This is a genomic window from Longimycelium tulufanense (assembly GCF_014645795.1).
GTDB classification, from domain to species: Bacteria; Actinomycetota; Actinomycetes; order Mycobacteriales; family Pseudonocardiaceae; genus Longimycelium; species Longimycelium tulufanense.
In genome coordinates, this window is sequence record NZ_BMMK01000007.1 from 131,805 (window position 1) to 157,689 (window position 25,885).

At 69.8% G+C, this 25,885-nt stretch carries 21 protein-coding genes and 1 pseudogene; 13 read left to right on the forward strand and 9 right to left on the reverse strand.

What is annotated here, in order from left to right; all coding sequences use genetic code 11:
* Positions 1 to 58 precede the first annotated feature (58 nt).
* From IEY55_RS09970 to IEY55_RS09980, 3 genes are all read right to left on the reverse strand, one after another.
* Positions 59 to 940, reverse strand: coding sequence for a 2-hydroxy-3-oxopropionate reductase (locus IEY55_RS09970; RefSeq protein ID WP_189056328.1), 882 nt, complete (start codon positions 938 to 940; stop codon positions 59 to 61).
* Positions 941 to 976: 36 nt separating this feature from the next.
* Positions 977 to 1,798, reverse strand: coding sequence for a hydroxypyruvate isomerase family protein (locus tag IEY55_RS09975; protein ID WP_229686227.1), 822 nt, complete (start codon positions 1,796 to 1,798; stop codon positions 977 to 979).
* Positions 1,799 to 2,164: 366 nt separating this feature from the next.
* Positions 2,165 to 2,602 carry a hypothetical protein gene (locus IEY55_RS09980; protein WP_189056332.1) on the reverse strand — a complete coding sequence of 146 codons (438 nt, stop codon included), beginning with the start codon at positions 2,600 to 2,602 and terminating at the stop codon, positions 2,165 to 2,167.
* A gap of 447 nt (positions 2,603 to 3,049) precedes the next feature.
* On the opposite strand from IEY55_RS09980, the gene IEY55_RS09985 reads away from it, so the two are divergent.
* From IEY55_RS09985 to IEY55_RS09995, 3 genes are all read left to right on the forward strand, one after another.
* Positions 3,050 to 7,438: a cation-translocating P-type ATPase gene (locus IEY55_RS09985; protein ID WP_189056334.1), complete on the forward strand. Its 4,389-nt coding sequence runs from the start codon at positions 3,050 to 3,052 to the stop codon at positions 7,436 to 7,438.
* Positions 7,439 to 7,984: 546 nt separating this feature from the next.
* Positions 7,985 to 8,743 (forward strand): MHYT domain-containing protein, encoded by a 759-nt coding sequence (locus tag IEY55_RS09990; protein ID WP_229686228.1) that lies wholly within the window; start codon positions 7,985 to 7,987, stop codon positions 8,741 to 8,743.
* A gap of 147 nt (positions 8,744 to 8,890) precedes the next feature.
* A complete protein-coding gene (locus tag IEY55_RS09995) occupies positions 8,891 to 9,412 on the forward strand; it encodes a DUF6640 family protein (protein ID WP_229686229.1) in 522 nt (173 codons plus the stop codon).
* A gap of 116 nt (positions 9,413 to 9,528) precedes the next feature.
* Here IEY55_RS09995 and IEY55_RS10000 read toward each other — a convergent pair whose 3' ends face one another.
* The 5 genes from IEY55_RS10000 to IEY55_RS10020 form a co-directional block, all read right to left on the reverse strand.
* A complete protein-coding gene (locus IEY55_RS10000) occupies positions 9,529 to 11,070 on the reverse strand; it encodes an alkaline phosphatase D family protein (protein ID WP_189056339.1) in 1,542 nt (513 codons plus the stop codon).
* 125 nt (positions 11,071 to 11,195) lie between these two features.
* Positions 11,196 to 12,002 carry a class I SAM-dependent methyltransferase gene (locus tag IEY55_RS10005; RefSeq protein ID WP_189056341.1) on the reverse strand — a complete coding sequence of 269 codons (807 nt, stop codon included), beginning with the start codon at positions 12,000 to 12,002 and terminating at the stop codon, positions 11,196 to 11,198.
* A complete protein-coding gene (locus IEY55_RS10010; protein WP_229686230.1) occupies positions 11,974 to 13,185 on the reverse strand; it encodes an MAB_1171c family putative transporter in 1,212 nt (403 codons plus the stop codon). The genes IEY55_RS10005 and IEY55_RS10010 overlap by 29 nt, the downstream gene beginning before the upstream one ends.
* Before the next feature lie 3 nt (positions 13,186 to 13,188).
* A complete protein-coding gene (locus IEY55_RS10015) occupies positions 13,189 to 13,692 on the reverse strand; it encodes a hypothetical protein (protein ID WP_189056343.1) in 504 nt (167 codons plus the stop codon).
* 426 nt (positions 13,693 to 14,118) lie between these two features.
* Entirely contained in the window at positions 14,119 to 14,910 is a 792-nt protein-coding gene (locus tag IEY55_RS10020) for a phytanoyl-CoA dioxygenase family protein (protein WP_189056345.1), read from the reverse strand.
* Positions 14,911 to 15,823: 913 nt separating this feature from the next.
* Here IEY55_RS10020 and IEY55_RS32970 point away from each other — a divergent pair.
* The 4 genes and pseudogenes from IEY55_RS32970 to IEY55_RS10030 all read left to right on the forward strand — a co-directional run bounded on the left by IEY55_RS32970 (position 15,824) and on the right by IEY55_RS10030 (position 18,067).
* Positions 15,824 to 16,066, forward strand: a complete 243-nt coding sequence (locus tag IEY55_RS32970; protein WP_373289988.1) for a Scr1 family TA system antitoxin-like transcriptional regulator — start codon at positions 15,824 to 15,826, stop codon at positions 16,064 to 16,066.
* A pseudogene (locus IEY55_RS32975) lies at positions 16,033 to 16,338 on the forward strand (Scr1 family TA system antitoxin-like transcriptional regulator); the annotation flags it as partial. The gene IEY55_RS32970 and the pseudogene IEY55_RS32975, both read left to right, overlap by 34 nt.
* Positions 16,320 to 16,556, forward strand: coding sequence for a DUF397 domain-containing protein (locus IEY55_RS10025; protein WP_189056347.1), 237 nt, complete (start codon positions 16,320 to 16,322; stop codon positions 16,554 to 16,556). The pseudogene IEY55_RS32975 and the gene IEY55_RS10025, both read left to right, overlap by 19 nt.
* 212 nt (positions 16,557 to 16,768) lie before the next feature.
* The gene (locus IEY55_RS10030; protein WP_229686231.1) at positions 16,769 to 18,067 is read left to right on the forward strand and encodes a geranylgeranyl reductase family protein; all 1,299 of its coding nucleotides are present in this window, start codon (positions 16,769 to 16,771) and stop codon (positions 18,065 to 18,067) included.
* Positions 18,068 to 18,095: 28 nt separating this feature from the next.
* On the opposite strand, the gene IEY55_RS10035 is transcribed toward IEY55_RS10030, so the two are convergent.
* Positions 18,096 to 18,833, reverse strand: a complete 738-nt coding sequence (locus IEY55_RS10035; protein WP_189056349.1) for a GntR family transcriptional regulator — start codon at positions 18,831 to 18,833, stop codon at positions 18,096 to 18,098.
* A 435-nt stretch (positions 18,834 to 19,268) separates the two neighbouring features.
* Here IEY55_RS10035 and IEY55_RS10040 point away from each other — a divergent pair, with 435 nt between their 5' ends.
* From IEY55_RS10040 to IEY55_RS10065, 6 genes are all read left to right on the forward strand, one after another.
* Positions 19,269 to 20,189: a Cgl0159 family (beta/alpha)8-fold protein gene (locus IEY55_RS10040; RefSeq protein ID WP_189056351.1), complete on the forward strand. Its 921-nt coding sequence runs from the start codon at positions 19,269 to 19,271 to the stop codon at positions 20,187 to 20,189.
* 114 nt (positions 20,190 to 20,303) lie between these two features.
* On the forward strand, positions 20,304 to 21,773 hold the full coding sequence (locus tag IEY55_RS10045) for an FAD/NAD(P)-binding protein (RefSeq protein ID WP_189056353.1): 1,470 nt from the start codon (positions 20,304 to 20,306) through the stop codon (positions 21,771 to 21,773).
* An 87-nt stretch (positions 21,774 to 21,860) separates the two neighbouring features.
* Positions 21,861 to 23,228: a DUF6002 family protein gene (locus tag IEY55_RS10050; protein ID WP_189056355.1), complete on the forward strand. Its 1,368-nt coding sequence runs from the start codon at positions 21,861 to 21,863 to the stop codon at positions 23,226 to 23,228.
* Between the two features lie 34 nt (positions 23,229 to 23,262).
* Positions 23,263 to 24,174 (forward strand): LLM class flavin-dependent oxidoreductase, encoded by a 912-nt coding sequence (locus tag IEY55_RS10055; protein WP_229686232.1) that lies wholly within the window; start codon positions 23,263 to 23,265, stop codon positions 24,172 to 24,174.
* Positions 24,175 to 24,199: 25 nt separating this feature from the next.
* The gene (locus tag IEY55_RS10060) at positions 24,200 to 24,886 is read left to right on the forward strand and encodes a pyridoxamine 5'-phosphate oxidase family protein (RefSeq protein ID WP_189056359.1); all 687 of its coding nucleotides are present in this window, start codon (positions 24,200 to 24,202) and stop codon (positions 24,884 to 24,886) included.
* A gap of 20 nt (positions 24,887 to 24,906) precedes the next feature.
* A complete protein-coding gene (locus IEY55_RS10065; protein WP_189056361.1) occupies positions 24,907 to 25,854 on the forward strand; it encodes a DMT family transporter in 948 nt (315 codons plus the stop codon).
* Positions 25,855 to 25,885 lie beyond the last annotated feature (31 nt).

The window sequence follows — 25,885 nt, forward strand, 5'->3', positions numbered from 1 at the left end:
TCGCTTGGCCGGCTGTTGCGTCGGCCGGCCGCCCGCGACCTGTGGGGGACGGGGGCTTTCAGGCGGGCCGGCCGGAGAGCTGCTCGACGACCCTGAGCAGGGCGGAGTGGTCCAGCGACCCGTAGCCCATGGCCCGCCCGGCCGCGATGAGCTGGGCGATCAGGGCACTGACGGGCAGGGCGACCTCGGCCTGCCGGGCGGCGGCCAGCACGATGCCCATGTCCTTGTGGTGCAGGTCGATCCGGAATCCGGGCTGGAACTGTCGAGCGATCATCGACTCCCGCTTGAGGTCGAGGATGCGGTTGGCGGCGAGGCCGCCGGCGAGCACGTCCAGTCCCGGTCCGGGGTCCACCCCCGCCGCCTCCAGCAACACGATGGCCTCGCTGACCAGGGCGTAGATCCCGCCGACCACGAGTTGGTTGGCGGCCTTGACGACCTGGCCGGCACCGGCGGGTCCCACGTGGACGATCGTCTTGCCCAGCGCCTCCAGCAGCGGGCGGGCCTGCGCGAAGTCGGCCTCGGCGCCACCCACCATGATGGACAGGCTGGCCTGCCTGGCGCCGGTCTCGCCGCCGGAGACCGGCGCGTCCAGGGCGCGCAACCCGCGCTCGGTGGCGGCCCTGGCCACGGCCTGGGAGGTTTCGGGCCGAATGGTGCTCATGTCGATGACGAGGGTGCCGGGCTTGGCCGCTTCCAGTACTCCGCCCTCGCCGAGCACCACCTGCTCCACCTGGGGGTCGGCCGGGAGCATGGTGATGACGACCTCGGCGCCGTCCACGGCCTCCGCGACGCTACCGGCGGTGCGGCCACCTGTCTGCGCCAGCTTGCGCACCGCCTCGGTGGCCAGGTCGAAGCCGGTGACCTGGTGCCCGGCGGCCACAAGGTGGCCGGCCATGGGGGAGCCCATGATGCCCAGGCCGACGAATCCCACTGCGGTCACGACGTCCTCCGCGATTTTCGTTGCGTACGTGGTGGTTCAGGCGGCCCGGCGGTCCCGGGGCAGCCAGTGGAAGCTGTCGGCGCTCGCCCCGCTGGGCTGGTACTCCAGGCCGACGAAACCGGCGTAGCCGTTGTTGGCCAGCCGGGTGAGCTGTCCGGCGAGGTCGAGCCGCCCGGTTCCGGGCTCGTTGCGCCCCGGCGCGTCGGCGATCTGGACGTGCCCGATCCGGGCGGCGTGCGTGGCGATCGCGGCCTCGACGTCGTCGCCGTTGACGGCCAGGTGGTACAGGTCGGCGAGCAGGCGCAGATTGTCCACACCGGACTCGCGGGTGACCCGGTCGATCACTGCGAGCGCGTCGGTGGCGATGCGGAGCGGGTAGGCCGGGGCGCCGCTGACCGGCTCGACCAGGACGATGCCGTCGATGCGGGCGACCGCCTCGGCGGCCAGCGCGAGGTTCCGGGCCGCCAGGTCGTCCTGCTCGGCCGGGTCCACACCGTCGATCCGGTTGCCGTACAAGGCATTGAAGGCGCGGCAGCCGAGCTGCTCACCGATGCCGACGACCACGTCGACGTTGTCGGCAAACTCCGTCGCCCGCCCCGGCCAGGAGACCAGCCCGCGGTCGCCGCCCGGCATGTCACCGGCGCAGAAGTTGAGCCCGACGAGCTGCACGCCGGCATCCCGCACGGTGCGAACGAACGCATCCACCTCGGTGTCACTGGGGACCGCGGTGTCGAACGGCCACCACAGCTCGATGGCGTCGAAGCCCGCGGCCCTGGCCGCCGCCGGCCGCTGCGCCAGCGGCAGCTCGGTGAACAGGATCGACAGGTTGACGTCGAACCGGCAGGAAGAGGGGAACACCGCTCGCCGTCCTTCCGTGTTGGGTTGCTCGGCTCCGGGCGCGCTCCACATCGCCGTGTGGCGATGCGCGCGCTGCCCCTCACCTCGCAGTCATTCCGTATTACGAAATTTATGTTCTACTTTACGGAATAGGACGGTACGGTGGGGTGCGCATCACGTCAAGCCCGACCCTCGGCGATCGCGGGACCGCCGCAAGGAGTGCGGGCCCGCGCGGGGCCCACGGCGTGGCGTCCCACGGCCGGACACGCGAGCGCGCCGCACCCGTCGGGGACGGGTGCGGCGCGCCGGTGAATCGCCGGCTGGTCCGGGCACGGGCCGACGATCCGCTTATCGAAGATCAGGCGGAGCTGTTCGGGGGTGAGGAGATCAGGAACCCGAGGTGAGGGTGACGTTCACCGAACCGTTCGGCCCGGTCATTGCGTAGCCACCCAGGCCGTAGGCCAACCGGGACCCTTCGGCCAGCAGATCGTCGTAGTCCGGCCAGAGGTCGGCTTCCTTGACGTCGAAATCGATGTACTCGATGTTCTGCGGATCGGCGTAGAAGGTGCGGTAAGCGGTCCACGGCGTGGACAGCCGGTTGTTCTTCTCCCAAATGACGACCGAGCCGCCGTCCTTCATGTGGGCCACAATCTTGCCGTAGGGCTCGGGCAGGCCGATCTCACCCGGGTTGACGAAGCTGATCTTCGCCTCAACCCGCGGGTGCTCGGGCGCCAGCGGCGTCTCCTGGGCGCCGGCCAGGCCGGATCCGGCCAGCAGGCCCGCGCTGGCGAGCCCGACCACGGCACCGGCGATCCGCTTTCTCATCGTCTGTTTCCTCTTTTCTCCGCGGTTGCGATGGTTCGTGGCACGGTCGCGGGCGGCTTCGAAGTCCCCGGGACGGAGCTCGCCCCGGGCCACGCCGTGACCGCGTCCATGAACATTACGAACGGCAATCCGACGACCTCACCAGCCATCGGGGTGACGGAAACGTCACAAGCACCATTTCCGCTGGTTTTCCCGGACACTCGCACGAGGCGTCACACCGGTGTCTGCCCCCGTACCGGATGAATCTTTTCCGGACTCGAACCCGGCCCGCCGGTCACCCGTCCTCCGGAGATCACCCGACATGGGCCGACCGGCCGCTCCGAGGTGCGCCGGGTAGTGGGCTACCGGAGGATGGCATCGCGGCGGTGCGGGCATGGGGAGCCTGATGTCGCGCCCGAATGGGAACCCCGTTCCAGGACGACGAGATCGGATGGCAGGACGGGGAGCATGCAGCTACTCGGGGTACGGGTGCCGGACCCGGCGGACGCGGTCGGTGATGTCCTCAAGGGAGTGGCCCGTTCGGCCCTGGCCCGTTACGACCGCGCCCGCCGTCGGGTATGGGCTCACCCCGGCCGGGTGTACATCGAGGCGCACGGGGTGCACGGGCCCGACGGGACCCGGGTGTGCCGCCGGATCGAGCGCGTGCTGGAGCGGCACCCCGGGGTGGCGTGGGCCCGGGTCAACGCGCCCATCGCGCGGGTCGTGGTCGCCCTCGCCGACCCGCCCGCCCCCGTGAGCGACCTGCTCGACGGCGTGTCCTGGGCGGAGGCCGCGCCGGCCAGCACGGCCGAGGAGATCGCCGAGGACGAGCTGCACCCTCCCGTCGACGGTGCCCGCGGCACCCGGCTGATGCCCACCCTCGGGGTGGACGCCGCGGCGCTGGCGCTATCCGGCGCGACCCGGCTGGCTAACATCGCGCCACTGCCCACCGAGATCGCCGCCCTGGTGTCGGCGGTGAACCTGCACCCGCGGCTGCGGGAGCTGGCCGACATGCGGCTGCGGGGCCACGAGCGGGCCGGCTCGCTGCTGTCCATGACCGGCGCACTGGCGGCGGGCCTGGCCGCCGGCGGGGAGGGCACCCTGCTGGACATCGCACAGCGGCTCGCCCAGTGGCAGGAGCGCACAGAGACACAGCGAGCGTGGCGGAAGACCGAGGACGAGCTGATCCGCGGCCCCGAGCACGCCTCGGCCGATCCGGTGGTCACCGCACGACCCCGCCCGCTGCCCGATGGCCCCGTCGAGCGCTACGCCCAACGCATCCTGGCAACGGGCGTCGGTGCCGCAACCGCGGCTGTCCCGTTCGCGGGCCTGCGGCGTGCCATGGCGGTGGGATTCGCCGCCCTGCCCAAGGCCGCCGAGACCGGCCGGGCGGCCTTCGCCGCGCACCTCGGCCGCGTGCTGGCCCGCCGCGGCACGCTCGTGCTCGACTCGGCCGTGCTGCGCCGGCTCGACCTGCTGGACACCCTGGTGTTGGACGAGACCGCGCTGCGCACCGGCCGGTCCGTCCTCACCGACCTGGTCCCGCTCAACGGCACGTCCCCCACCGAGATCGCCGAGCGCGCCTACGACCTGTTCGACGCCCACACCCCCGACACCGTTCGGCACAACGGGAAGTGGACGCTCGGCCCCCTGGAGGAGCTCCACCTGCGTGGCACGCGGGGTGTTCGGGCGCGCGACCGCCTGCTGCGGCGCGGCGCGCAGGGCGTGCTGGGCCTGGCCACGGGGAGCCGGCTGCGTGCCGTGGTCGCCTGGAACGAGGAAATCACCCCCGGTCTGGACGCCGTGGTCGCCGCGGCTCGGCGTGCACACATGCGCGTCCTGCTCGCCACCGACCGGCAACGGCCGAACGCGGCCTTCGCCGACGGGCTCGTGCCCCACAACGGGCGCCTGTCCTGCACCGTGCGGCACCTGCAGCAGGAGGGCCGTGTCGTGGTGTTGCTGTCGCACGACCGGCGGGCCCTGGGTGCCGCCGACTGCGGGCTGGGCATGCATCACGACGGCACTCCCCCGCCCTGGGGCGCGCACGTGCTGCTCGGCTCGGACCTGGAGTCCGCGGTGCTGGTGGTGGAGGCGGTCGCGGCGGCGCGGCAGGTGGACCGGGACGGGATCCTGCTGTCCCAGGTGGCCAGCGGCATCGGTGCGGTCAGCGCGTTGCAGGGTCGGGCCCGCCCGGCCAGCCGGAGTGTGCGCGCGGTGAACATCGGGGCCGCCCTGGCCCACGTCGACGGGTTGTGGCGCTCGCACCAGGTGCACACCCGCCCGCTGCTGCCGAGCGTGGTGTGCACACCGTGGCACCTGATGCCGGCCCCGGCCGTGCTGGAGCATCTGCATACCTCCATCGAGGGGTTGTCGACGCAGGTGGCGCGGCGCCGTTGGCGGGCCAACGGTGGCCGGCCGGCACTGGGGACGAGCCTGGGCGCGGCGTTCCTGGAGGAGCTGGCCAACCCGCTCACGCCGGTGCTGGGTGGGGGCGCGGCGCTGTCGGCGGCCGTGGGCTCGATGGTGGACGCCGGTCTGGTGGTCGGCGTCATCGGCCTGTCGGCGTTGATCGGCAGCGTGCAGCGGGTGCGCACCGACCGCGCCCTGTCGGAGTTGCTGGCCCGTTCGGCCGTCGGGGCCAAGGTGCGCCGCGACGGCGAGACCCGGCTGGTGACCGCGGAGCAGCTGGTGCCCGGTGATGTCGTCGAGCTGGCCGCCGGTGACGTGGTGCCGGCCGACTGTCGTCTCGTTGAGGCTGCCGGCCTGGAGGCCGACGAGTCCTCGCTGACCGGGGAGTCGCTGCCGGTGGCCAAGAATCCGGCGCCGGTGGTGGCCGCGGAGCTGGCCGACCGGACCTCGATGCTGTACGAGGGCACCACCGTCGCGGCCGGGCGCGCGGTGGCGGTCGTGGTGGCGACCGGGAGCGCCACCGAGGTGGGCCGCAGCATGGCCACGGCCCGGCAGAGCGCGCCGACCACCGGGGTGGAGGCGCGGCTGGGCGAGCTGGGCCAGCTCAGCCTTCCGCTGGCGGTGGGTGGGGGCGCGGCCGTGGCCGGTGCCGGCCTGCTGCGGGGCGTCCCGTTGCGCGACACGTTGGGCACCGCGGTGAACCTCGCGGTCGCCTCGGTACCGGAGGGACTGCCGTTCCTGGTCAACGCCGCCCAGCTGGCCGCCGCCCGGCGGCTGGCCGAGCACAACGCGCTGGTTCGTCATCCCCGCACCATCGAGGCGTTGGGACGGGTCGACGTGTTGTGCTTCGACAAGACCGGGACGCTCACCGAAGGCCGGCTGCGGCTCAGTGAGGTCGACAACGGCCGCCGCCACCGTGCACTGTCCGATCTGGACGATGCGTTGCGTTCGGTGCTGGCGGCCGGGCTGCGGGCGACCCCGCCCGGCGAACGGCCGGAGGAGCTGGCCCACCACACCGATCGCGCGGTCCTGGAAGGCGCCCAGCGGGCACGCGTACGGCCGGGCACCGGGGTGCGTGGCTGGCGCAAGGTCGGGGCGATGCCGTTCGAGCCCTCCCGCGGCTACCACGCCACGGCCGGCCGGGCGGGCCGGAAGGTTCTGCTGAGCATCAAGGGCGCACCCGAGGTGATTCTTCCCCGATGCACCGAGCATGTCGTTGACGGCAGCCGGCGACGCTTGGACGCGCGGGCGCGGCGCGCCTTGGGGGCGCGTGCGGAGCGTTTGGCTGGCGCCGGCCGGCGGGTGCTCGCGGTAGCGGAGCGGGTGCTGCCGGAGGGCATGAACGGGGATCCCTTCCAGGACAACGGGGTGGATGAGCTCGTGAACGAGCTCACGTTCCTCGGGTACCTCGCGCTGGCTGACCCGGTGCGCACCAGTGCCGCCCCGGCCGCGGCCAAACTGCGTGACGCCGGCGTGCAGATCGTGATGATCACCGGGGACCACCCGGCCACCGCCGACGCCATCGCCGCCACCGTGCGCGCGGACAAAACCCCACCCAAGGTCGTCACCGGTTCGGAGATCGACGCGCTGCCCGACGAGAAGCTGGACGAGCTACTGCCCACTGTGGACGTGATCGCCCGGTGTAGTCCTACCCAGAAGGTGCGGATCATCCAGGCATACCAACGGATGGGGCGCGTGGTGGCGATGACCGGCGACGGTGCCAACGACGCGCCGGCCATCCGGCTGGCCGACGTAGGCATCGCCCTGGGCCGGCGGGGCACCCCGGCCGCGCGCGCCGCGGCCGACCTGGTCGTCACCGACGACCGCCTGGAGACGATCATCGCGGCGTTGGTCGAGGGCCGCGCGATGTGGTGGTCGGTGCGTAAGGCGTTGGGAATCCTGTTGGGCGGCAACCTCGGCGAGATTGCGTTCAGCGTGCTGGGCGCGGCGCTTACCGGCCGGTCCCCGCTCAACACGCGGCAGATCCTGTTGCTGAACCTGCTGACCGACCTCGCGCCGGCGATGGCGATCGCGCTGCGGCGCCCGGAACGGGAGACGGTGGAAGAACTGTTGCGCGAGGGCCCGGAGGCGTCGCTGGGTGAGGCGCTCAATCGCGAGGTGCTCCTGCGGGCGGCGACCACGTCACTCAGTGCCGTCGGTGCCTGGACGCTGGCCCGGTTGACCGGGCGCTCCCGGCGGGCCGGCACCGTGGCCCTGGCCGCCCTGGTGGGCACCCAGCTCGGACAGACCCTGCTCACCGGCGGTCTGGACCGGCAGGTGCTGCTGGCCAGCCTGGGCTCGGCCGCCGTCCTGGGCGGGGTGATCCAGACACCCGGGGTGAGCCACTTCTTCGGCTGCACCCCACTCGGCCCGATCGGTTGGGGCCTCGCCGCCAGCAGCGCCACCGCCTCCTGCCTGGTCGGCTCCGCGCTCTATCGGATGTTCTAGCGACCGGAATCGCCGAAACTCGATCCCACGCCCGAGCCCTGACAACAGCGCGTCCGGAATGTCCGATACTCCCGCCAACAAAGCCGTCCCAGTCAATGAGATATCGATGCCCACAACGGCGGTGTGACCAAGTCGTTACTCCTGGTCAGTAGCGCGCGGCTACCCCTGGTGGGGTAATTGGGCTAGACGTGTTGAACCGTTCTCCCCAACTATGTCCGCTATTCGGACCAACGCCCGGGGGACCTCGATGTCGGACACAGCCGTGCCAGGACCGAGATATCAGCGTCAGGAACGACTTCCTGGCGCCGCCGGCGCTACCCGTCCGCGTCCCCGGAGTGGCCGGAAGGACCGCCCGTTGTCTCCCCGGCCGCCCCGTCGCGTTGGTGACCGCTCGCTCCCGCAGATTCGCCGTGGCCACCGGTTCTCCGGCGCGTCGCCGGCGTCCACCTGCACCGCATGTCGCCGCCGCTCCCTTCGGAACACCCTCGTCGCGCCGGTCGCACACGCCCTGACCCGGCGCCGGAACCGGAAGGCGGAACCGCTGCTGTGAACCACGAGGTCAACCACTTCGCGATGGGGCACGGGATGCTCGTGCTCGCCTACTTCACGTCAGTGACGGGATCGCTGCTGGGCCTGCTCTGCATGTCCCGGGCCCGCTCGATGCGCGAGCCGCGGCAGAAGATGATGTGGACCGCGCTGGGGGCCTTGGCCATCGGCGGCGTGGGCATCTGGCTGATGCACTTCATCGCCATGCTCGGCTTCACCATCCCCGGGGCGCCGATCCGTTACAACGCGCCGGTCACGGCGCTGTCGGCGCTCATCGCGGTGGTCGTGGTGGGCATGGGCCTGTTCGCGGTGACCTGGGGCCCGTTCCGGCTGTGGCGGTTGCTCCTCGGTGGCCCGATCACCGGGTTCGGGGTGGCGTCCATGCACTACATGGGCATGGCTGCGGTGCGGTTCCAGGGCAAGCTGACCTACAACGACACTCTCGTGATGCTGTCGGTACTCATCGCCGCGGTGGCGGCCACCGCGGCGATCTGGTTCACGATCGTCGTGCGGGGCTGGCCGGCGACCATCGCGGCCGGCTTCGTGATGGGGGTCGCGGTGACCGGCATGCACTACACCGGTATGGCCGCGGTGCGGGTCCAGGTGGACACGACCCTGCCCACCCCGGCCGGTACCGAGGTCTTCGGCCTGGTCTTCCCGGTCTTCGTGATCGGCGGCCTGGTCATCGCATCCCTGATGTGGGCGCTGGCCACCTCCTTCGTCGAGCAGGAATGGCTGCGGGTCCCCCGCAACATCTGACTCGGGACGGCCTGGCGACCGCCTCTCTCCTGCTCGCCCTGCTGGGCCTGAGCACGATGGCCACCATCGCCTGACGTGTCCGCCGGGCAGCGCCACCGCTCGCGGGTGAGCTCGTCGGCGGCGACACTGTCCACGATTGTTCCTGGCGTGCCGGAGAGATCCCAGCCCAGGCAGGCCCGCACGCACAGTTCTCCGGAGCTGGGTGGCCGCGTGCCGACGACGCGGTTGGAGGCGGTGATGGTCGGTAGGTGGGTGATCTCGGTCGTGGCGGTCTGGACCGCGGCGCTGCAGTATTACGACGACCTCAACGAAACACACATGTTCAACCCGGAGTGGACGCCGCACGCGAAGTACCACGACGCCATCACCATCCAGCTGGCGACCGGGCTGTGCCTTTTCGCGCTGCTGCATCTGTGGGTGCTGCGCCGATACGATCTCGAGCGGCTCAACATCGGCACCGGGCTTGTTGCCCTGTGGTGGGTAACGTTGGCGGTCGCCCTGTTGTTTCCCGGGACCGCGCACCGTGACGCGGCCTTCCTCGATGACGTACCGCACATCGGGAGCTACCCGATCGACCTGCGGACGTTGATCCCGCTGAACCTGTTCCTGCTCCTCGTGGGCTACCTGCTCGAACGTCGACGGCTGGCGCGCCTGCAACGCGGCGCTTAGCCCTTGTCAGGGCACGAAAACCGTACCCAGTCGCTACCGGGCGGCGGAGTATCGCCAAGCCCTGACCCAGCGCCGGAGCCCGCGTCCGTTCCCGCGGGCTCCGGCACCCGGGCGGCTCAGGTGTCGCGACGGTACTGCGCCGGCGAGGCGATCGTGCCCCTGTCCTCGTAGGAGCCCGCCTTTCCACGGTCCACGTGGAAGGTGGTCAACGTGGTCACCGGCGAGTTCGGGTCACGCCGGTCACCGACCACCCGCATGTGGGTGCTCCACCGGTCGCGGGTGACCTCGTAGAGGTCGTAGCCGTAGCGGTTGCCCTCGAAGTACTTCAGGTGCGGGTTCGCCTTGCCCATGAGCGGGCCGTTCTTGGCGTTCCACTCCGGGGTGTACGCGCCCGAACTCACCGAGTGCGCGGTGAACTCGGTGCCGATGACCGGGGACGACGTGTCGTCGAAGTCCGGACGGATGTCGTCGACGAACGCCGAGTGCCAGTCACCGGTGATGACCACCAGGTCCTGCGTCCCCGCGTTGGCGACGTGGGTCAGCACCTCCTTGCGCTCGGCGAGGAAGCCGTCCCACTGGTCGGTGAACATGTAGCCGCCGCCACCCGGCCGGCGAAGCTGGCTGAGCATGATGGAGTTGACCCAGCAGTGCCAGGCGTCCCCGGCGTTGTCGATGCGCTGCTTCAGCCACGACTTCTGCTCCGCGCCCAGGATCGTGCCATTGGGCAGGTTCTGCTCCGAACGGAACTGCCGAAGGTCCAGGATGGACAGTTCCACCAGGCCGCCCCACTCCCGCTGCCGGTAGACGTGGGGTGTCGTCGGATGGTCCGGCCGCACCGGCAGGTGCTCGAACCACGCCTGGTAGGCGGCGTCACGCCGCCTCCGTAGCGACGGCCGGGTCCCGCTGTAGTCGTTGACCACCTCGTGGTCGTCCCAGGTGATGAACCACGGGTGCGCGGCGTGTGCCTCCCGCAGCGACACGTCGCTCTTGTAGAGCGCGTGCCGGCGCCGGTAGGCGGGCAGGGTCTTCACCTCGGGTCCCTCGTGGTCGCGGATGTGGTCCCCGCCGACCTGGCCGTGCTCGTAGATGTAGTCCCCGAGGTGGACCACGAAGTCCAGGTTCTCCCGGGCGATCCCACGGTGTGCCGGGTAGTAGCCGTCGTGGAACGCCTGGCAGTTGGCCGAGGCGAAGCGAACCTTGCTGACGCGGCCGGCCGGCGCCGTGCGCGTGCGGCCGACGCGGCTGGTCTTGCCGAGCGCCCGGAACTGGTAGAAATAGTGCCGCCCCGGCTCCAGGCCGTCCACCGCAACGTGCACGCTGTGCCCGAGCGCGGCGTTGACCTCCACGGTGCCGCGTGCCACCCGGCGCTGCAGGCCACGGTCGTCGGCGAGGACCCACTCCACCTCGACCGAGTCGCGCAGCGGTTGCTCTTCGGCGAGGGGCTCCGGGGCGAGTCGGGTCCACAACACGACGCCGTCGGTCAGCGGGTCGCCGGAGCCGACACCGAGGGTGAACGGGGCGTCGTCCCAGGTGGCTCCCAACGCGCGGGCGGCCTGCTGGGCCTGTGCCACGGTCAGCTTGCCGCTCAGCGGCCACGCGACGCCAAGGGCTCCTGCGGTGGCGGCCCCGCGCAACAGATCTCGGCGGTTGAGTGGCACGGTGTTCTCCCCTCGGTCGGTTCGGGTCCGGCGCGTACTGAACCTGTCCGACATGACGGGTGATCGGCCACCAGGTGAACGCGAGTGATCCGCCGGGGGTGCCTGGCACGTGTTAGGGCAAGAAGTTATTGCCCTGTCGATGGAAGCCGCCCCCACGCGGTGAGAATGAACTGGGGGATGTCGATGAAAGTGGGGTCGTTGAGCCGTTCCCGGAACTCGTCGATGTCCGCCTGGCTCACCGCCCCGCTCTCCAGCATGGCTGGCGCGACCTGGTTGACGAGCGGCTGCCAGCGATCCCGCGCGAGGTTGCCCATGCAGCCGAGCCGCCCGACGAAGTCGATCGACGACAACCCGTTACGCGCCAACAAGCTGGGGATCTGGCGTGCCCAGGTCAGGTCGGCACCGTGCGTGGCGTAAACGTCCTGGTAGGCCGCCATGAGCCGACGGACGGCGGGAAACGGAGACGTGTCCGCGGGAAGTTGGTACGGGTCGGTCACCACGAGCCACCCGCCGGGCTTGAGCCAGCGGGTCGCTCGTGCGACGAGGTCGTCTCGTGCGGCGAGATGGCAGAAGACGAACCGGGCGTGGACGAGGTCGAACTGGCCGGGCGCGTAGTCGGAGTCGGTGATGTCGGCCTGGACCACCTCGAGGTTGGGCGCCTTGCCGGCGTCGAGGTAGCGGGTGTCGACGTCCACCGCGACCACCCGGCCCCGCGGGCATCGCTCGGCCAGGGCGTAGGCGATCGAACCGGCGCCCGCGCCCAACTCCAGGCACTCCCAGTCCGGGGCGAGCCCGAGCCCGGTCAGGATGTCCAGGCTGAACGCGTCCGTGCTGGACTGGATGGACTCCAGGCGGGTGCGCTCGGTGGGCGAGTCCTTGGTCAGCGCGCCGGTGCTGTACGGGTCATCCGGTGTGGTGGGCCCGTCCGTCATCGGTTGCCTCCCGGTGCCGCTGCCGCAGCAGTGGCTGGTCGTGGCCGTGCTGTCGGGCGAAGTCTTGCACGAGCGGATGGCGGCGTGCCCGGGCCAGCGACTCCAGGAAGCGGACCTCCTGCGCCCACTCGTCGTCCGAGGCCGTGCGTTCGGTGTCGGCCGCCTCGCCGGCGGGCCGGGGCGTGGCCCCGTTCGCCTTGGCGTGCTCGGCGATGACGAGCCAGCACGCGGTGGTCAGTGCTCCGCCGTCCTCCGACCCGGGTGCTGCCGACCTGGCGTGCGCCCGCGCGGCGTCGACGACGCCGTTGTCCACGTAGTCGCGGAGGACGAGAAGAGCGTCGCGGATCTCGATGACGCGGCGGTAGAGCCGTAGGTCGGTCGACCACCGCGACTCCTTAGGTTCGGGCAGCTCCACGTGCGGCACGGCGGCGACGAGCTCCTGCCAGAGTGGGCCGAGCCGGCGGAACGTGCGCAGGTCCTGCCAGCGGCGGCGGGCCTGGACCAGCAGCGGCAGGGACACGCCGGCGATCATCAGCCAGGCGGTGAGCCCGATGTTGAGCGGGAACAGCGCGCCAAGCCACGGCGAGCGGGTCAGCAGGAAGCCGAGCACGAGCACGGACCAGAAGACCGTCGAGGAGGCGAAGCCCGCGGCCAGCAGGAGCAGGCCGATGCGCAGCGGGCGGGTGGTGGCGTGCCGGGAGTAGCGCGCGCACAGCACGGCGCAGGGCAGGACGGCCACCACGTGCGCGACGCACAGCAGCCACCAGAACGGGCTGTACCACGGGACGTCGATCGAGGTGACACAACCGGACTGCGGGGAGCTCTCGGTATCCAGCAACACCAGGGTGACGCTGACGGCCGCGGCAGCGCCGTAGACCAGCCATGGCAGCCGACGCGCGACCGCGGCCAGCACGAAGTCCAGGATGAACGCCGAGCTGAGCACGCCCCAGACGTTCATCACGATGCCGCAGCTGTTGGCCAGCAGGGCGGACTGGCTGAGCAGGGCGGTGACCGGGTCGAGGTAGACGGTGATCGAGCCGGCCAGGCCCGCCACGGCGATCAGCAGGCGGCGTTGCGGGCGGGACCGGACCGCGCCGGGTAAACGCAGCGCGAGCGCCAGCCACAGCGCGATCGTGCCGGCGACCAGGACCCTGGTGCCGAGGTCGTGCAGGGTCGCGGTCATGCCTCACCGCTCCCGCATGCCGAGGGCGTCCTCGAGTTCGCCGAGGACGCCGGTGGCGGTCCAGGAGCTCTGCGCCTGCGCCCGGATCCGGACGAGGCTGGCGACGAGCTCGGCCTCCTGCTCCTCGTCAGTGGTGTAGCCGGCCCGGGTGAGCAGGCGCTCGATCAGCCCCGGGGAGAGGTGGGGCACGAGGTGGCGGACCCCGTGCCCCACACCGGCGGTCCCACTCTGGTGGTCGCAGAGCATGTGGCCGATCTCGTGCAGGACGATGTGGTCGCGGTGGAACTGGCTCGTCTTGTCCTCCACGAAGATCACGTCACGATCGGCCATCCGCAGCCACGCACCGCAGGCGTTGATGGTGTGCCCCGCCGGAAGGGTGCGGACGTCGATGGGGCGGCGTCGCAACAGGGCGAGCATCTCCAGCAGACCGGACACCGAGAAGGGCCGGGGCAACGTGAGGCTGTCCACCAGCGCCTGACATCGCTTGTAGCCGTCTCGTGTGACCATGTCGCCGCCATGACCTCCGATCGGGCATCTCCGGAACCGCAGCGGAACCCAGCCCCTCGCCTGTTTCATCAGCGTCCCACAGCAGAAGTGCCGCTCGGCGGTTCTTCGATTGGTCCTGATCGTGAAATGCGGCGTGCTCCCGGGCATGGTCGGTGAGGTGGTCGGGTGTCCCGGCGATCCCCCAGCCCATGGCGCAAAGAACCACGCCTTCCCGGCACAGAACAGAACCAAGAGGAGCAGGCCACTGTCAAGAGCTTGCCGAGGCCCGTCTTCGCTATTCCAACAAGCGTTGACCTAAGTGCTGTCACCGGGTGGGCGGGTAGGCGGAACGGCTTCTCCCCCGCTGGAACCAGGGTTGCTGATCCCGATGGTGGCCAGTGGACGCACGACGGGTGCTTCCCGGAGAAGAAGGCGGCAACGGCGCGGTCAGGCGAGGCCCAGTCCGTGCCGGATCGCCAGCTCGACCGGCGAATAGGCACCGTCGGCGCGCTCGGGCTCGAGAGGCCCGGTCGGTTCGAGGGGCGGCTGGGCGATGAAGCGCGGCACCGAGCCACGGTGCGGCTGCGCGGCGTGAATCAGGAACGGATGGCAGAGATAGACGTCGCCGGCCTTGCCCGTGGCGAGGGCGAGCGGGCGGTCGTCCGAGTCGAGCTTGCCGGCCGCGTCCATCTCCTGGCACAGCTCCAGCATGTTCCTGCCCCCTTCCCCCGCCTCCCGGAGGAATGGCGGAACGTCCAGGTGCGACCCCACCTTGATCCGGGTGGGGGCCTCGTCCGGACCGACGTCGGAGAAGAGGAAGAGCATCAGGAGTGCCCGTTCGCGGGAGCTGATGTTCAGCCAGGGCCAGGTTTCCCCGTCGACGGAGTAGCTGCCGTCCATGTGCCATCCGGAGTCGCCGGGGTCGTCGGGGTGGGGAAACCGGATCGGGAAGGTACCCAGACCACCGCGTGGTAGCCATTGCCCCTTGCCGACAAGCTGGTCGAACGCCGCGTGCAGGCGAGGCGAGTTGGCCGCCACCCGGAACGGTTCGTCCGCCGCACCGGGGATCCTGATGACCGGCTGCGTCCAGGTGGCAGGATCGTCCGGGTCCAGTCCGGTCCTGCGCCAGAGAATTGCGCGGGCCGCGTCGGCCACGGATCGTGGAAATGCTTCGCGGACATGCACGAAGCCGTCCCTGACGAAGCCCTCGATCTGCTCAGGGGTCAGTGCGTCACCCATCAGTCATCACCTCTCGGGAGGTGATCCTCGGGTGCCGGCCGCCCGGGTACCTACCGCTTTTCCGGCCGGCCGGATACGCCTCCGAAGAGGCGGGGAGGGTTCCGCGTTCCCGCGTCGGCGAAGTCGGCGGCCCGCAAGGACCCGGTTGGCCTTCTTCTCCACCGTGCGCTCGATCAACGCCGCTTCTCGCGTAGCTCCTGGCTGCGTTGATCTCCGCGGTGGCCTACCCCCTCGACGCCTACGTTGCCGCCGGCGAGCAGCCGCCCTGTTGCGGCGGCACGGGCCGAACGGTGCCCGCGTGAGAGACGGCGCATGCCGCCCCTCACGCGGGCCTCCCCCTTCCCCTTCTTCGAACGAAAATCCCGTCCGACACACGCACCGGCCACCGTCCCCCGCATGACCGGCGCGCGCACCGACAGTAACCCGAATTCTGCCCGTAATGCGCACGGACCCTGTCACTCATAACGAGACCCAATCAACGGACGGATTAATACGTTAGGAATACGCCCAAACGGCGCGTAACAGACACCGAACACGCGCGCAATGTAACGTAGTTCTAACACATCGCGACACCCCGGCACGAACCGAGATGAGGTTAGCGAATAGGGAGAGGGCTCGCTGCGGTTACGGAAAGGTTCACCACCCTGGGGGTCAGCACGGCACCCCCGGCCCTCGCTTCGCCAGCCACCACCGCCGGCGCCGAAGGCCACAACCGCTGACTCCCTTTGCACGGTGGTGGCGCGCTCGGCTACACCACCATTGCTGCCACCACCCAGAACGGGGATCGAAGCGTCGTGCTGTCCGCGTCGACGTCCGGGCTCCGTTCGGCGTCTTGGGACGTGGTTGCCGGTGTCGCGGAACGTGCGCTCTGCGGGGTGAGAGCAGCAGCAGTAGCGTTCAGTAGCGCCGGGTAATGGGGGGGCGCTGGTCCACCAACGCCGCCTCCGAGGAACCCACCCCGAATGCCGGCAGGGTCTTGGAAAAGCGAGTACGTGCACGAACAGCCCGCCAGAAGATCTTGCGGCGCGCGGACTTTCCGATACCCCGAGTCATCCTCGGCGAGATGGTGCTACGGCGCCCCGTGGGCGGTGTGCCAGTGATAAGGGGCAGGAGCGACTTCGCCATCTCATCGACATGTCCGCTGAGCCCAACGTGACGCTGCAGGTTCTTCCACTTGCGCTCGGGGTTCATCCCGGGATCAATGGCCGGTTCTGCATCCTCGAGTTTCCAGACGACACACGCACTCTGGGTGTACACCGATGGCCCTGGCGAAAGCATCTACCTGCAGGGCACCAAGGTCGTTTAGCGATGTACTCTCACGTTCGGGCAGCTCGGTGTACGTGCCCTCAGCCAGCCGACTCGGCCGAACTCATCCAGGCCGCGATCGATGATCTTTCGAGGGGGCCAACATGGCCAAGCACAGGTTAGGGAGCTGGCGGACGAGCAGCCGCACCTGCGGGGCAGGTGGTGCTGGTGGTGGGAAGTGTGTCGAGGTGGGGTCCGCCTTCCCCATCATCGGGGTGCGGGACTCCAAGAACCCCGAGGGCGCCATCCTGACCTTCTCTCCCCGGGAGTGGTCCGCCTTCCTCGCCCGGCTGCGGAGCGGCGTGCTCGACCTCCAACCCGCACCACACCAAGCCCGGTAGTCCTCACCCTGTCACCAACACTCCTCCCCCATCACCAACCTGGCCCCAGGTCGCCACCCGGGGCCGTTCTGCTTGGTTCTGCCAACATCCTCCCTTCCTTCCGCCTGGCGGCAATCAGCCCCGAGGCCGTCACTCCGCAGGGGGGAGCGCACTTCCCCGGGTGGTGCTACAACGGGCACGCAGGCCGTTCCGCCCGCGTGCAGGGAGTCGGTGTGGACATCTCGGACCAGCCCCGAGCTCCGGGGAGCGATGAGCAGGCCGATGTCATCGTCGTCGGCGCGGGTCCGGGCGGCTCCACCACCGCCCACCACCTCGCCCGCCAGGGCCTCGACGTGCTCGTCCTCGAAAAGTCCGCGTTCCCCCGCGAGAAGGTCTGCGGTGACGGCCTCACTCCCCGCGCCGTCACCCAACTGATCCGCATGGGCGTCGACATCGACGCCCCGGGCTGGGCCCGGCAACGTGGCATCCGGGCGATCGGCGGCCGCGTCCGCCTCGAACTGGCGTGGCCCGAGCTCGCTCCTTACCCCGGCTTCGGCCTCACCCGCACTCGCTTCGACCTCGACGACCTCCTCGCCGACCGCGCCTGTGCGGTCGGCGCCCGCCTTCGCACCGGCGTCACCGTGACCGGCCCGCTCGCCGACCCCGCCGGCCGGGTCATCGGCGTGACCGCCGAGATCTCCACAGACAACGGCAAGCCGACTTCCACCACCTTCCGCGCTCCCCTCGTGGTCGGTGCCGATGGTGTCTCCGGCCGTCTTCCGCTCTCCCTGGGGCTCGCCCGGCGCCAGAATCGCCCGGTTGGCATCGCCCTGCGCCGCTACTACCGGCGCTCCGGCCCACCCGACGAGTACCTGGAGGTGTGGCTGGACGTCGACCTCCCCGGCAACGGCCTGCTGCCCGGTTACGGCTGGATCTTCGACCTCGGCGACGGTCGGGTGAACGCCGGACTCGGCGTCCTGAACACCCCCGCCGTGACCAACGGCCTCGACTACCGGCGTGCCCTGTCCGACTGGCTGTCGGCCCTACCTCCCGACTCCGCACTCGGCACCTCCGCACAGCCGGACAGCCCGGTCCGCGGCGCGGCCCTCCCCATGGGTTTCAACCGCACCCCGCACTACGTCCCCGGCCTCATGCTCGTCGGCGACTGCGGTGGCCTGGTCAACCCGTTCAGCGGTGAGGGCATCGCCTACGCGATGGAGTCCGGGGAGCTGGCCGCCGACATCGCCGCCCAGGCACTCGCCCGGCCTGAGGGGTCGGCCCGCGAGCGCGTCTTCTCCCTCTACCCCCGCGAGCTGCGCCAGCGTTATGGCCGCTACTACCGTCTGGGCCTCTGGTTCCTCAGCAGCCTGCGGCAGGACTGGTTCCTCCGCGTCTACGCTCGGCACCAGCTCCGTTATCCACCGCTGGCCCGGCTCGCGTTCCGGCTGGCCGCCAACATGACCGACGGCCGCGACGGCGCCCCGATGGACCGCTTCATCCACCTCCTCGAACGGGTCGTCCCCACCGCCTGAACCGACGTGGCGCCACGTGACAGTCAGATCAGCGATCGACCACGGTCACCTCGATGACGTAGTTGTCGGATCGATAGACGTGTTGCGCGTACTCGATGGGCGTGCTCTCGGTGTTGTAGGTGGTGCGGGTCATCGACAGCAGTGGTGCTCCGCGAGAGACCTGGAGTAGCCGGGCTTCGTTGGCCTTGGCCGACAGTGCGCCGATGCGTTGGTTCGCCATCTTTGGGTAGATCCCGTGGGCGCGTAGGGAGCGGTACAGACCCTGCTGTTCCAGCTGCGCCCGGGTGATCTTCACGATGTTCGCCGGCAGCCAGTTCCGCATGATGGCGAGCGGTTCCGCACTGGTCAGCCGCAGCCGTTCCAGGTACAGCACGGGTGCGCCGGGTTCGAGTTCGAGTGCCTCGGCCACGGCGGCACCGGCATCCACGACGCAGTGCTCCAGCACCTCCGTCCGTGGTTGCTGACCACTGCTCTCCAGATCGTCGTAGAGGCTGGACAGCTCGACCTGACGGCTGACGCGCTGGCGAGCCACCTGCGTTCCGATCCCCCGCCGGCGGATCAACATGCCCTTGCGCACCAGTTCCTCGATCGCCCGGCGCAGGGTGGGCCGGGACAGGCCGAGCTGGTCGGCCAGCTCGATCTCGTTGGTCAGCCGGTCGCCGGGTTGCAGCGTGCCGTCCGTGATCGCCCGCTCAATCTGTTGGGAAACCTGGAAGTACAGCGGGACAGGGCTGCTTCGATCGATGTCGAACGCGATCCTGTTCATGGGGTCGTTGGTCACGGCTTGGCCCCCGGCAGTCGGGGCCACCCGTGGCGCACGGTGGCGGGCGTGGCGCCTCCGCCCGGCGGCCGCGCGTGGCTTCCCGCGCCCGGCCGGGACGACGTGCCGCTTGCCGACATGAATTCCACCCTTTCCGGACTTCCGGCAACAAAGCGCTCCCGCGGCCCGCAGCCTAGTTGTACAGACGAAAGAACGTCATGACAGCAGGCCAGCACGCCCCGCCCGAATTCCGCCGATCTTGCACCCCTCCAGACGGCTCCGCGCAGTCGTGTTACCCCGGACCCGCCCCGCTCGCCACCGCGATTCGCCACGAAACACCACGTCAGCGACTTTGTCTTGACATACTGACATTCGTACCGCAGGATCGGCCCCAGTGGAACGGGCCGCGATCTGGCCGTTCCCGACCTGGGGAGGATCGGCGTGATCACACGCGAGCAGTGGGCTGAACTGTTGCGGATCAGGGCTGCCGAGCCGCAGCTCGTGACCGCCGCCTACCAGCGACGCCGACGCCGGCCGCGACTGTTGTCGGAGCGGGGCACGCTGTTCCTGGTCGCCGCCGACCACCCGGCCCGCGGCGACATCGGCATCCGGTCGGACCCGCTGGCGATGGCGGACCGCCGGTCGCTGCTGGAGCGACTGCTCGTGGCGCTGGCCAACCCCGCCGTGGACGGCGTCCTCGGCACCCCCGACGTCATCGAGGAGCTGCTGCTCCTCGATGAGATCACCGGATTCCGTGCCCTGGACGACCGCGTCGTCATCGGTTCGATGAACCGGGGTGGCCTGGCCGATGCCGAGTGGGGCATCGACGACCGCTTCACCGCCTACTCGGCACAGTCCATCGTGGACTGCAATCTCGACGGTGGGAAGATGTTGCTCCGCTTGGTCGACACCGACGCCGCTACGGCACCGACGATCGAGTCGTGTGCCAGGGCGGTGACCGAGCTGGCCACGGCCAGGCGCATGGCCATGGTCGAGCCGCTGCCCTACGAGCGGGGCGAGGACGGCGCATTGCGGCTCATGCGCGAGGCCGGCCCGTTGGCCCGCGCCGCCAGCATCGCGGCGGGCCTCGGGCATACGTCCGCCTACACCTGGCTGAAGCTTCCCGCACCGGCGGAGCCGGAGGTTGTCTTCGGGTCCTCCTCGTTGCCGGTGCTCGTCCTCGGCGGGGTACCCGTTCGGGACACCGCCACCGACCTCGCCGCGTGGCAGGCAGCGGTGGCGCATCCCGCGGTCCGTGGCCTGGTTGTCGGCCGAGCACTGCTCTACCCCTCGGACGGTGACGTGGCCGCCGCCGTGGCCGCCGCGGCTTCTCTTCTCGCTCAGCCCGCACCGGTGGGCTGAGATTCTCCGACTGCACCTCCCACCGCTTCGTATATCGACGTTGCGGAGTACGAGACGTGCGCGCCAGCGTGTTACCCGTCGTGGCCGCACGTCCTCGACACGAAAGCAACCACCGTGAAACTGGGGATCATTGGCGGCGGTGGCGCCGCCGCATCATTGCTGGACGCACTCAACCGAACATCGTGCCGAGACCTGGAGATCACGCTCTTCGAGCCGGCGAAGAACCTGGGCCAGGGCCGTGCCTACCAGCCCGACACCGATCTCGCCCTGTTGAACGTGCCCGCGGGCCGGATGTCCCTCCGGGAGGACGATCCGCGGCACTTCGTGCGCTGGGTCGGCACCCAGCCCACCTACCGCGACCTCGGACCGGTCGACGAGAAGGGCTTCTTCCCCCGCAGGATCTTCGGTGAGTACCTGGCATCGTGCGTATCAGGTGCGATGAACGATTTTGCGGACCGTGGCCGACCGGTGCGGCTCGTCGACAGCGCCGTCATGGCGGCCCGCACCGACGGTCCTCGGCTCGACCTGCGCACCGTTGACGGGACACTGCATCGAGGATTCGACCGGATCGTCCTGTGCACCGGCACGGGTGCACCGGCCGACGTCTACCACCTGGCTGGCGAGCCAGGGTTCATTCCTGATCCCTATCCACTATGGACGCAGCTGGCGGGGATTCCAGACACCTGCAGGGTGCTGGTACTCGGTACGGGCCTCACCGCGGTCGACACGGTGCTGTTCCTGCTCCACACCGGACACCGCGGACGGATCATCATGGCGTCCAGGAAGGGACTGCTCCCCGCCGTGCGAGGAGCGACCTCCGGCCTGGAGCTTCGTCACCTGTCCTTGGCGGCGCTCCGGGCGGCGCTCGACGACCAACCGGTGATGACGTGCGCGCGTCTGCTCCACCTGCTCCGTGCCGAGCTGGTCTCGAACGGAGTTGACCTCGCCGTGGCGGCACGGGATTTCCATCCCGGTGAGGATCCGCACAGGCGTCTCCGGCGACAGGTTCGCCAGGCCGCCAGCGGTGTCAACACCTGGCAGAACGTGGTTGTCCAGGCGACGCTCAGCTCGGTCGAGACCCTCTGGCACGCCATGCCCGCCCGGGAGCGGGAGCGCTTCCTGGCCCGCTGGCACCAGACGTTCAACAGCATGCTCAGCCCCATGCCGCCACAAACGGCCGCCCGGCTGCTCACCGCCATGGACGAGGGCCAGCTGGTGGTTCGGCGGGGCTTGGTCGATGTCCGGTCCTTCGGTCGGGGATTCCTCGCCCATACCGCCTACCAGGACACTTCGGCGGACATCGTGGTGAACACCGTTCGCCCTGAGACCGGGGTGATCAGTTCCTCCGCCACCGCACTCGTGGGCAGTCTCGTCGGGCAGGGACTCGCCTCGCGGCATCCACACGGTGGCGTGGCGGTCGATCCCGACACGGATCGCGTCCTCGGCGCGACCGGAGCCACCGGCCCCAAGGTGTTCGCACTCGGACACCTGACGTGCGGCACCCACTACTACACCAGCTCGATGCTCATGATCCGCCGGCGGGCGGCCGTCGTAGCCGACATGGCTACCAGCGACGCGCACTGAATCGTGCCGGGAAGCGTCCCGGCAAACAGCCTCAAGCAGTCGACATATTCGGAATTCGCCTTCCCTTCCAGTACAAGGGGACCCCCTGTGACGAACACCCAGGTAGCTGTCGACCTCTTCAACAGCACGATCAGGACCACGAACTCGGACAGCCTCATCACGAGGTACTACAACGGTGTCAAGCTCGCGTCGTCGGGGATGGGCCGGACCCCACCCGCGGCGGGATTCGCACCGGCCCACGACTATCCCGAACTGGATGACCGCTGGGAGGAATACTTCAGCGTGGCGCGTGCGGCGTGGCGGCCGGTGCGGCCGTACCAGGACCACGACCTGGCGTTGCTCGACCTCATGCGCAACCCGGCGACACGCACGACCAAGACCACCGCGTCGCTGCTCATGGTGGCCAGAGCGGTCACCCACATCCACCGGACCGGCGAGCGCATCCTCATCTTCACCCCGTCGTCGGGAAACAAGGCTATCGCGCTACGGGACGCGGTGGCCAGGGCACTCCAGCTCGGCCTGGTGGCCCCGGATCAGCTGCGCATCGCCACCCTCACCCCGCTGAGCACGTTGCACAAGTTCCGGCGCAGCTACCTGACCGAGTCCGACGAGCTCCGCCGCCTGAACCCGGTCATGGTCTACAGCGGTGGGACGGCCAGCGACGTCAAGGAGATCGGGACGGAATTCGTGGCAGCCGCCCGACAGCGGGCGGACGACCTCCGGATCTGGTACTCGCTGGACATCAACAACTACAAGATCGCGGATGCGTGCCGGGCGTTTTTCGAGCACGAGTTCGGTGGGAGGCCGCGCGGGCGACGGCTGCACGCGCACGCCGTGTCCAGCGCCTACGGGCTTCTCGGCTACCAGCACGGTCTCGACACAATGGCGCGGGTCGGCATCAGCGTGTCGCAACCGGGCTTCCTGCTCGTGCAGCATATGGCCACGAGCGACATGGTTCGGCACTACCTACGCGAGGGCGTCGGCACGGATCGCCAGGTCGACTACCACCTCGATGCCGCCACGAGCCTGTTGTGCCAGGACGCATCTCCCCACTTCCCCCAGGCGACCTGGAGCGTGGGGGAAAACCTCGAACCAACCTTCTACACAAACAACCCGCCGACGGCACCGGAGATGACCCGGCTGATCTCCACGCACGGAGGTTCGGCCATCGTAGTCTCGCTCTACGAGTGCCTGACCCGCTACGCGACCGTTCGGAATCGGCTGGGAGGCGCGGGATGCGCGCTTCCGGCCGATCCGCGCACGCTGGGTGAGTGGTCGTTGGTGATGGGGCTGACGGGCGTGTTGAACGCCGTCGACCGCGGTCTGGTCGGCAACTTCGACGAGATCGTCCTGCACGGTTCCGGCCTCTACTTCCTTCCCGGGGAGCAGGGGATCGAACTCGGCAACGTCACGGCGGTGGACAACGCCGACGACGTCCTGCGGACCGTGCTGTGACCGATTGGCCCGACATCGTCGGATGGGAGCCGCTGTGAGACTGGGAGTTGTCATCCTCCCCGAGTACCCCTGGCCCGAGGCATGTCAGATCTGGACCGCTGCCGAGGAACTCGGCCTCCACCATGCCTGGACGTTCGACCACCTGTCCTGGCGCTCGCTCCGCGACGGCCCGTGGTACGACTCGATGACGACGTTGGGCGCCGTAGCCGCCGTGACCAGCCGGATCCGGCTCGGAACCCTGGTGGTGTCGCCGAACTTCCGCCATCCCGTCCCGACCGCCAAGCACGTGATGACATTGGACGAGGTGAGTGGTGGAAGGTTCATCTTCGGGATGGGTGCGGGTGCCGCCGGTGCCGATGGCACGGCGCTCGGGGGAACACCGCTGGAGCCCGCGGAGCGTGTGCAACGGTTCCGCGAGTTCGTCGAGTTCTCCGACGTTCTCCTTCGACAGGACACCATCAGCTGGCGGGGCCGCTGCTATGCCGCGGTGGACGTGAAGATGGTGCCCGGATGTGTCCAGCGGCCCCGGGTCCCCTTCGCTATCGCCGCCGCAGGACCGCGTGCCATGCGGATCGCGGCACGACACGGCCAGACCTGGGTCACCATCGGCAACGCCGATCAACCCGGTGCGCAGCCGGAAGATACGGCGTTCGCCGTGCTCGCCGAGCAGCTGGAGCGGCTGCAGAAGGCGTGCTCCCGGGAGGACCGGGATTCGGCGCGTATCGGGAAGCTGGTCAACCTGAGCAGGATCGTTGCCGATCCGTTCGATTCACCGGAGCGTCTTGCCGACCTCGTCGGCCGGTGTCACGAACTCGGGTTCACTGATGTCCTGGTCAACTATCCCCGCACGACGGGCGTGTTCTCCGGCGGGATCGCGGAGTTCGAGCGCGCGGTGAGCCATGTGCTCGGCCTGATGGACCGACCGGATCCCGCCACAACGTCGTAGATCCACATTCCGTACGAGGTGTCGTATGAACGCTGTCCCCTTGTCCCCCACGGATCGCAGTACGATCAAGCGCCACAGGGATCGTGCGGTCACCGACCGCGCGGCCCTGTACGACGTCTTGGACGCGGGACCGGTCTGCCATCTGGCTTTCGTTACCGACGATGGGAGTCCGGTTGTGTTGCCGACATGCTATGGCCGTGACGGTGACACTCTCTACGTGCACGGTTCCTCCGGGGCGCACAGTCTAGGGCTCGCCGGGGCTGGGAGTGAGATCTGCGTGGCGGTCACGGCGCTCGACGGGATCGTTTACGGGAGGTCCGTGTTCCATCATTCGGTCAACTACCGATCGGCCGTGATTCACGGTGTCGGCCGTGCTGTCGCGGACGAGGAGGGCAAGCTGCGTGGGTTGCGGGCCCTCGCCGAACACGTCGCGCCGGGATCATGGGATTACGCCCGGCGGCCGAACCGCAAGGAGCTCGCGGCGGTGTCGGTCGTGGCGCTCGATCTCACCGAGGCCGCGGTCAAGGTTCGTACCGGACCACCGCGCGACGGCACGGAGGCCAGTTCCTCCCCCGATGTGTGGGCCGGAGTCGTCCCGGTGCGTCCGGTAGCCGGGGAACCGGAGCCGTGCCCCCACGTGCCGATGGGTGTGCCGGTTCCGGAACACATCCTACGACGCGTCGGTGGCACGACCGCATCGCGCCAGCACTGATGGCGGGCACTACCACAAAGATGGGTTCGTCGTCGCGGTGGGTGCTCGCCGCGGCGTTGGGCGCCGCGCTCAACGGACTCTCGGCGACACTGGTTCGACTTTCGCACGCGACACCATCGACGGCGGCGGCGTTCCGTTGCCTCTACGCACTGCCTTTCCTCGGTGTGCTGGCGTACGTCTACCACCGGGCCGCCGGGCCGACCCAGCGAGCGGCTCCGAGGTTCCGGGAGTGGACGCTCTGGCTGCTCGTGGGGTTCTTCTTCGCGTTGGACCTGGTGCTGTGGAACGTCTCGGTCGGCATGGTCGGCGCCGGGATCGCAACCGTCCTGGTGAATGCGCAGGCGATCTTCGTCGGGCTGGCGGGCTGGCTGCTCGGGGAGCCGCCGCAGCGACGGGTGCTGGCTGCGCTGCCGATCCTGTTCGGAGCGCTCGTCATGGTTTCCGGCGTGCTCGGTGGGGGTTCCTACGGGCACGATCCGGTTGCCGGAACGGCCTTCGGCCTGGCAGCGGCGCTCGCGTACGCCGTCTACCTGATCACGTTGCGGCGGGCCACGCGAAGCCCGCGGCCGGCAACGGTGGCGTTGTTCACCACCACCACCGCCGCGGGCCTGTGGGGTACGGGTTTCGGTCTCGCGCTGGGTGATTTCCAGCTCACACCGCTCTGGCCGATGCACGGATGGCTCCTGCTACTGGCCTTCAGCGGTCAGGTTGCCGGCTGGATCCTCGTCACCCTGGCGCTGCCCCGCCTCCCCATCGCGGTCACGTCGATGGTGCTGCTCGTCCAACCCGCCACGGCACTCGTCTACGGTGCGGTGATCCTGGGTGAGCGACCCTCGCCGCTGCAGTGCGCGGGTGCGGTGCTGATCCTGGTGGTCGTGGTATGGGCGGGCCGGACCGGGCCACGGCCCGCCTCCGCGGACACCGACCCAACTCGTTCCCCGGACCGGGCGTTGTCCACATCGGACTGATCCGCACCGGCCTGTTGCCCGGGGAGGGCCA